4 protein-coding genes are annotated in these 2,892 nt (G+C 67.3%); all 4 read left to right on the top strand.

Annotation, left to right across the window (positions count from 1 at the left end):
- Positions 1 to 981, top strand: a 981-nt coding sequence (locus tag ACE3UY_RS22630; RefSeq protein ID WP_374689731.1) for a cytochrome P450, incomplete at its 5' end; no start/stop codon positions are given.
- The gene (locus ACE3UY_RS22635; protein WP_374689732.1) at positions 978 to 1,823 is read left to right on the top strand and encodes a lycopene cyclase domain-containing protein; all 846 of its coding nucleotides are present in this window, start codon (positions 978 to 980) and stop codon (positions 1,821 to 1,823) included. The genes ACE3UY_RS22630 and ACE3UY_RS22635, both read left to right, overlap by 4 nt.
- A gap of 20 nt (positions 1,824 to 1,843) precedes the next feature.
- Positions 1,844 to 2,227 (top strand): RidA family protein, encoded by a 384-nt coding sequence (locus tag ACE3UY_RS22640; protein ID WP_374689733.1) that lies wholly within the window; start codon positions 1,844 to 1,846, stop codon positions 2,225 to 2,227.
- 78 nt (positions 2,228 to 2,305) lie between these two features.
- The coding region (locus ACE3UY_RS22645; protein ID WP_374689734.1) for a response regulator transcription factor at positions 2,306 to 2,892 on the top strand (587 nt) is incomplete at its 3' end.

Here is a 2,892-nt window from a genome sequence, read left to right on the forward strand (position 1 = left end):
GCCATGCAGGCGTACACCGACCGGGTGACGGCCGATTGGGCCGACGGTTCGGTGCGCGACATGCTGGTGGAGATGCGGCGGGTAGCGCTGCTCATTTTCATGGGCACGCTGCTCGACGTGGAGTTCGGCCCGGACCTGGAGCGGCTGTGGCAGCCCATCCTGCGCGCCATCAAGTACATCTCGCCCGGCCTGTGGATCATCTGGCCCAACATGCCCCGCTTCGGTTACCAGCGGGCGTTTGAGGAGATGGATGCCTACCTCTACCGGCTCATCCGCGAGCGGCGCGAGCGGCTGGCGGCCGGCGGCCCGGAGCCGGACGCGACAGGGCCAACAGACTTGTTGACTGAACTCGCCCGCGTCCCCGGCATGAGCGACGACCTGATCCGCGACCAGATTTTGACCATGCTGATCGCCGGGCACGACACGAGCACCGCGCTGCTGGCCTGGGCGCTGCACCTGCTGGGGGAACACCCCGCGGCGATGGCCCAGGCGCGGGCCGAAGTGGACGCGACGCCCAATGGCGACATCCCCGCCGCCGCGCGGGCCGGCCAGCTGCCCTACCTGGACATGGTTATCAAGGAGGCGCTGCGCCTCTACCCGCCCATCCACGTCGGCAACCGCTTCGCCACCGAGGACACGGAGATCGCCGGCTACGAGCTACAGGCTGGCACGCGGGTCATGGCCTCCATCTACCTGACCCATCGCGATCCGCGCTACTGGGACGAGCCGGAACAGTTCCGTCCGGAGCGGTTCGGGCCGAAGGCCAAGCGGCCGTCCTCCTTCACCTACATCCCCTTCGGCGGCGGCCCGCGCGCCTGCATCGGCGCGTCCTTCGCCCAGGTGGAAGCGAAGGTGGTGTTGGGCCGCATCTTGCAGCAGTTCGATCTGGCGAGCACCGGGCAGCGGGTGCGGCCCTACATGGGCGCGACCCTGGAGCCGCATCCCGGTGTCTTTTTGCGTGTATCGCGGAGGCGCTTGTGACCTATTTTGGTTTTCTGCTCCGGTTCCTGGTTATCCCCATCCTGATCCTGTTGGCCGTGGCGCTGTGGGACCGACGGCAGGGGCGGCAAAGGGACGCCCTCCTGCGCGGCGTCTCCATCTGGGCCGCCATCGCGCTGCACGTCGTCATCGCGCTTATCTACACCACGCCGTGGGACAACTACCTGGTCGCCACCGGCGTCTGGTGGTATGACCCGGCCAAGGTGACGGGGCTGACGCTGGGCTGGGTTCCCATCGAGGAGTATACCTTCTTCGTCTTGCAGCCCATCCTGGGCGGCTTGTGGCTGGCGTTCCTGGCGCGGCGGTTGCCGGCCAAGCCGGAGCCGTTGCGCGCCTCGCTACGCCTGTGGTTGCCCGCGGCGCTAGGCGTCGTGTGGCTGGGGTCGGTCGCCCTGCTGATCAGCGGGTGGGATCCCGGAACCTACCTGGGGCTGCAACTGGTCTGGGCCTTGCCGCCCATCATGCTCCAGTTGGCTTTCGGGGCCGACATTCTGTGGCGTCACCGCCGCCTGGTGGCTTGGGCCATCATTCCGCTGACCCTCTACCTGAGCGCGACCGACACGCTGGCCATTGCCGGCGGGACGTGGACGATCGATCCGGCCCAATCACTGAACATCTACTTGGGCGGCATCCTGCCCCTGGAGGAGTTGCTCTTCTTCCTGTTCACCAATATTCTGGTAACATTCGGCATCGTGTTGTTATGGGCGGAAGCGAGCCATGCGCGCGTAACCGCCATGATAGCGTGGTGGCGCGGACGAGAATGGCGAACGCCGGGCCAGTCGCCCAACCAGCCGGCCGCCCCGCTGCCCGAGCGAATGGAGTAACAGACCAAAGAGTGACCCCTATGGAGAAGCAACGCATTCACACCGAGAACGCCCCCGCGGCCGTCGGCCCCTATTCGCAGGCCATCCGCGCCGGCGATCTCATCTTCACCGCCGGACAAACCGCCCTCGACCCGGCCAGCGGCGCGCTGGTCGGAGACGACGTGGCCGCGCAGACGGAGCAAGTTCTCCGCAACCTGGCGGCGGTGTTGGCCGCGGCCGGCACCGGTTTTGACCGCGTCATCAAGACCAACGTCTATCTGCTCACCATGGACGACTTCGCCGCCATGAACGCCGTCTACGCCCGCCACTTCCCCCAGCCCTTCCCCGCGCGCACCACCGTCGCGGTCGCCGCGCTGCCCAAGGGGGGGCTGGTGGAGATCGAGTGTGTGGCGTTGGCAGAGTAGTGGTCAGTGGTCAGTGATCAGTGGTCAGTGATTCGATGCTGACCACTGATCACTAACCACTGACCACTGACCACTTCCATGGACACCATCCTCATCGCCGATGACGAGGCCAACATCCGCGATCTGGCCCGGCTCTACCTGGAGCGGGAGGGCTTTCGCGTGGTGACGGCCGTGAACGGCGCGCGGGCGCTGGCCGAGGCGCAGCGCGAACCCCCCGCCCTGCTCATCCTGGACTTGATGATGCCGGAGATGGACGGCTGGGAGGTGTGCCGCCGCGTTCGCGCGGAGAGCGACTTGCCCATCCTGATGCTGACCGCGCGCGACGAGGACATCGACAAGATCGTGGGGCTGGAGATGGGCGCCGACGACTACCTGACCAAGCCCTTCAACCCGCGCGAGTTGGTGGCCCGCGTGCGAGCCATTCTGCGCCGCGCCTCGGCCGGCAAGCCGACGAGCGACCGCCCCCGCCACCTGGGCCGCCTCACCATCGATCCCGCCAGCCGCGAGGTGAGCCTCGACGACGTACCCATCGCCTTGCGCGCCAGAGAGTTCGACCTGCTGCTCACCCTGGCCGACCACGCCAACCAGGTGCTCTCGCGCGACCAGTTGCTCGATCTGGCCTGGGGCTACGAGTACCACGGCCAGACGCGTACGGTGGACGTACA

Source organism: Promineifilum sp. (SeqCode), assembly GCF_041918635.1.
Taxonomy (GTDB): Bacteria; Chloroflexota; Anaerolineae; order Promineifilales; family Promineifilaceae; genus Promineifilum.